This window comes from Clostridium sp. (assembly GCF_018372875.1).
In the GTDB taxonomy this organism is placed as follows: Bacteria; Bacillota; Clostridia; order Clostridiales; family Clostridiaceae; genus Clostridium.
Genome location: NZ_JAHAIF010000088.1, coordinates 1 through 4,367, shown reverse-complemented (window position 1 = coordinate 4,367; position 4,367 = coordinate 1). Strand labels below are relative to the sequence as shown.

Below are 4,367 nucleotides of genomic sequence, written 5' to 3'. Positions count from 1 at the left end.
TGGATATTTATGTATATTGGGAGATGCTTTTGCATCTCCTTTTATTTTTATCTAGTTTTTATTACTATCTCTGCCTACTAAAATTATACTCTAACTATTATAATATAACTCGCACTTTTCAATTAAAATGTATATAATAAAACTTATGCTAACTAAAACTATTATTCAAAGGAGATTATAATGAAATCATTTAAAGAATTAGGACTAAATGAAAATATAATAAATGGGTTAAATAAACAAGGAATTGAAACCCCAACTGAAATTCAATCCCTATCTATTTCAGATATATTAGATGGAAGGGATGTTATAGGTGAAGCTCATACAGGAAGTGGTAAAACACTAGCCTTTCTTGCTCCACTTTTTCAAAAAATTGATGAAACAAAAAGAGAAATGCAAGTACTTATTCTAGTTCCAACTCATGAACTAGTAATGCAAATTAATAACCAAATAAAATTACTTAGTACAAATTCAGAAAAAGCTGTTACTTCTCTAAATATTATTGGTGATGTGAATATAGATAAACAAATTAAGAAATTAAAAGAAATAAAACCTCATATAATAGTAGGTACTCCTGGTAGAGTATTAGATTTAATGAATAAAAAGAAAATTGCCTCTCACCAAATTAAAACTATTGTTATTGATGAAGGTGATAACCTTTTAGATAACACTAGCTCAAACTTTGTTAAAGACATAGTTAAGAAAACAATGAGAGATAGACAACTTCTAATTTTTTCAGCTACTATTAGCAATAAGACTTTAAGTACTTCAAAGGAACTTATGAAGGATCCTATTATCTATAAGAACAAACAACAAGTTTCTTTAAATCCAAATATTGAACATTACTATATAGAAGTTGACCAAAGAGAAAAGGTTGAGGTACTAAGAAAATTATTATCTGCAGTAAACCCTGAGAAGGCATTAGTTTTTGTTAATAAATCTTTTGATATTAATATTGTTAAAGATAAATTGAATTATCATAATAAATCAGCTTTTGCCATGCATAACAGATTAACAAAAGAACAAAGACAAAATGCTTTAGAAAGTTTTAGAAATGGTAAGATAAATATTTTAATTTCTTCTGATATGACTGCAAGAGGTTTAGATATTGATAATATAACTCATATTATAAACCTAGACTTTCCTAAAAATTCAGAAGAGTACTTACATAGAGCTGGTAGAACAGCTAGAGGAAATAATTGTGGAACAACTATTTCTTTAGTAACTCAAAAAGAAAAAGGTGCTATAAGAATATACGAAAGAGATTTCAAAATTAAAATTCAAAAGAAAAATCTATCTTATGGAAAACTAATTTAATTAATGATAAGAGGCTGTGATTTCTTTGCAGTCTTTTATTTTTTCAATATATATTTATATAAATATATATTGTTATATTTATGGATCCATCTAAGAATCTTTATAATAAAAGAATTTTTAAAAGATATATTATTAATATAATTTTTCTTATTAATATAACTAAGCACCCAATCTCATTTTAATTTTCATTTTCTATTTTTACCCTTTTAATTCCTTTACTGTTATAATATTCTTATAGGTCTTATCTATTAGTTTCCATCTATTATAAAGGATAAATTATTTATCTTAACTATATACTAATAGTATTGACAGAAAATATTGTTGAGGTGATTATATGTGGTTTAATAAAAACTCTAATGATGTAATTAAAGAATTAAATTCAGATTCTTTAAATGGACTAACCTCTGAAGAAGCAAAAATTAGATTACAAAAGAATGGTGAAAACAAATTAGCTAGCAAGAAAAAGAAAACAATGATCCAACTATTTTTAGCGCAATTAAATGATGCTATGATTTATATTTTAATTGCTGCTGCAATTGTATCTGGAATAATGGGAGAAATAAGTGATTCTATTATAATTCTCATAGTTATTTTAATTAACGCTACAATTGGAGTTGTACAAGAATCAAAAGCTGAAAAAGCTCTTGAAGCCCTTAAAGAACTAAGTACTCCTAAGGCATTAGTAAAAAGAAATGGTGAATTAATAGAAATACCATCCGAAGAAGTTGTAACTGGAGATATTGTAATAATTGATGCTGGAAGATATATTCCTGCTGATTTAAGATTAATAGAAACAGCCAATCTTCAAATTGAAGAATCGGCCTTTACAGGAGAATCTGTTCCAGCAGAAAAAGATTCAAAAATAGTACTTGAAGATGATAAAGCTCCTGTAGGAGATAGAGTTAATATGGCATATATGTCTACATTAGCAACCTATGGACGTGGTACTGGTATTGTAGTTGCAACAGGAATGGATACTGAAATAGGAAAAATTGCAAAGATGTTAGATAATGAAGAAGAAGAAGCCACTCCTCTTCAGAAGCGTTTAGCACAACTTGGTAAAATCCTAGGTTTTGCAGCCATTGGAATATGCGTAATAATCTTTATATTATCTATGTTCCAAGGAAGAGACTGGTTTGAAATGTTATTAACTGCCATTTCATTAGCAGTAGCTGCTATTCCTGAAGGACTTCCAGCAATAGTTGCTATAGTTTTAGCTCTTGGGGTACAAAGAATGATAAAGCACAATGCCATAGTAAAAAAACTACCTGCTGTTGAAACTCTAGGATCAGTAAGTATTATATGTTCTGATAAAACAGGAACTCTTACAATAAATCAAATGACTGTTAAGAAGATATATATCAATGATTCTCTTGTACCTATAGATAATATAGATATTAAAGATAATTCAACAGAGCTTTTAGTTGAAGCAATGGTTTTATGTAACGATGCTACTTCTAACGAAACTTCTAAAACTGGAGATCCTACTGAAATAGCATTACTTGATGTAGGTAATAAGGTTAATTTATTTAAAGATTCACTAAACGAAGAGCATAAAAGAGTTGATGAGATACCTTTTGATTCTGATAGAAAGTTAATGACTACTGTAAATGCTTATGAAAATAAATTTAGAGTATATACAAAAGGTGCAATAGACTCTCTATTTAAAATATGTAATAAAGTTCTTATAAATAGTGAAATAGTACCTCTTACAGAGGAAAAGAAAAAGGAACTTTTAGATGCATCAAACTCTATGAGTGATACAGCATTAAGAGTTTTAGGTGCTTCTTACAAAGAAATTGATAATAAAAATGTATCTATAGACAACCTAGAAAAAGACCAAATCTTTATAGGTCTTATGGGTATGATAGACCCACCAAGAGAAGAAGTAAAGGCTTCTATAGTTGAATGTAAAAAAGCAGGTATAATTCCTATTATGATTACTGGAGACCATAAGAATACAGCTTTTGCTATTGGTAACGAATTAGGAATGGCAGATAATATAAATCAATGTATGTCTGGTAGCGAAATTGATAATTATAGCCAAGAGGAATTTAATAAAATAGTAAATAACTATAGAATTTTTGCTAGGGTTTCTCCAGAGCATAAAGTAAAAATCGTAAAAGCTTTTAAGTCTCACGGAAATATAGTTTCAATGACTGGAGACGGCGTAAATGATGCTCCATCCCTAAAAGCAGCCGACATAGGCGTTGCTATGGGAATTACAGGTACAGATGTTGCTAAGGGTGCTGCAGATATGATACTAACTGATGATAACTTCTCTACTATTGTAAATGCAGTTGAAGAAGGTAGAAACATTTACAACAATATTAAAAAAGCTATTATATTCTTGCTTTCTTGTAACTTAGGTGAAATAGTTGCCTTGTTTGTTGCTATATTACTTAATTGGAATACTCCACTTTTACCTATTCATATTCTATGGGTAAACTTAATTACAGATAGTTTTCCAGCCCTATCACTAGGAGTAGACCCTAAAGACTCTTCTGTTATGGAAGAAGAACCAAGAAACCCTAAAGAAAGCTTATTTGCTGGGCATATGGGAATATACCTAACAGTTAACGGGTTATTAATTGGTATTCTAACACTTTTTGCATTTAAACTTGGAGAAAGAATTTATCCAAACTCATTAATGCATGCTCAAACAATGGCTTTTGTAGTGCTTAGTGTATCTCAATTATTTTTCTCTTTAAATATGAGAAGTACTAAAAAATCAATTTTTTCAGTAGGTTTATTTACTAATAAATATTTAATTGCATCTATAGTCTTTGGTATATTAATACAACTTGCTGTAATAACAATACCTTTCTTAGCAGGTGTATTTAAAGTTTATGCATTAACATTAAATGATTGGATTCTAGTAATATTAATTTCACTAGTTCCACTATTAATTAATGAAATATTAAAGATATTCCTAAGAATGAAAAAGAATAGCTAATAAAAAAGGGGCTGTATCAGATTAAGGTTTTTTACCTTAGGCTGATACAGCCTTATTTTTATAATTTTAAATTTTATTCATAACTTTATATGTATTT

The 4,367-nt window shown here is 28.5% G+C and carries 2 protein-coding genes; both read left to right on the top strand.

Features of this window, described 5'->3' with window-relative positions; genetic code table 11:
- Window positions 1–180: 180 nt before the first annotated feature.
- The gene (locus KIB46_RS16060; protein WP_363290432.1) at window positions 181–1,314 is read left to right on the top strand and encodes a DEAD/DEAH box helicase; all 1,134 of its coding nucleotides are present in this window, start codon (window positions 181–183) and stop codon (window positions 1,312–1,314) included.
- Window positions 1,315–1,648: 334 nt separating this feature from the next.
- A complete protein-coding gene (locus KIB46_RS16055) occupies window positions 1,649–4,270 on the top strand; it encodes a calcium-translocating P-type ATPase, PMCA-type (RefSeq protein ID WP_291673213.1) in 2,622 nt (873 codons plus the stop codon).
- Window positions 4,271–4,367 lie beyond the last annotated feature (97 nt).

Coding starts and splice junctions, on each gene's coding strand:
- KIB46_RS16060 (WP_363290432.1), top strand. CDS start 181: ATGAAATCATTTAAAGAATTAGGACTAAATGAAAATATAATAAATGGG.
- KIB46_RS16055 (WP_291673213.1), top strand. CDS start 1,649: ATGTGGTTTAATAAAAACTCTAATGATGTAATTAAAGAATTAAATTCA.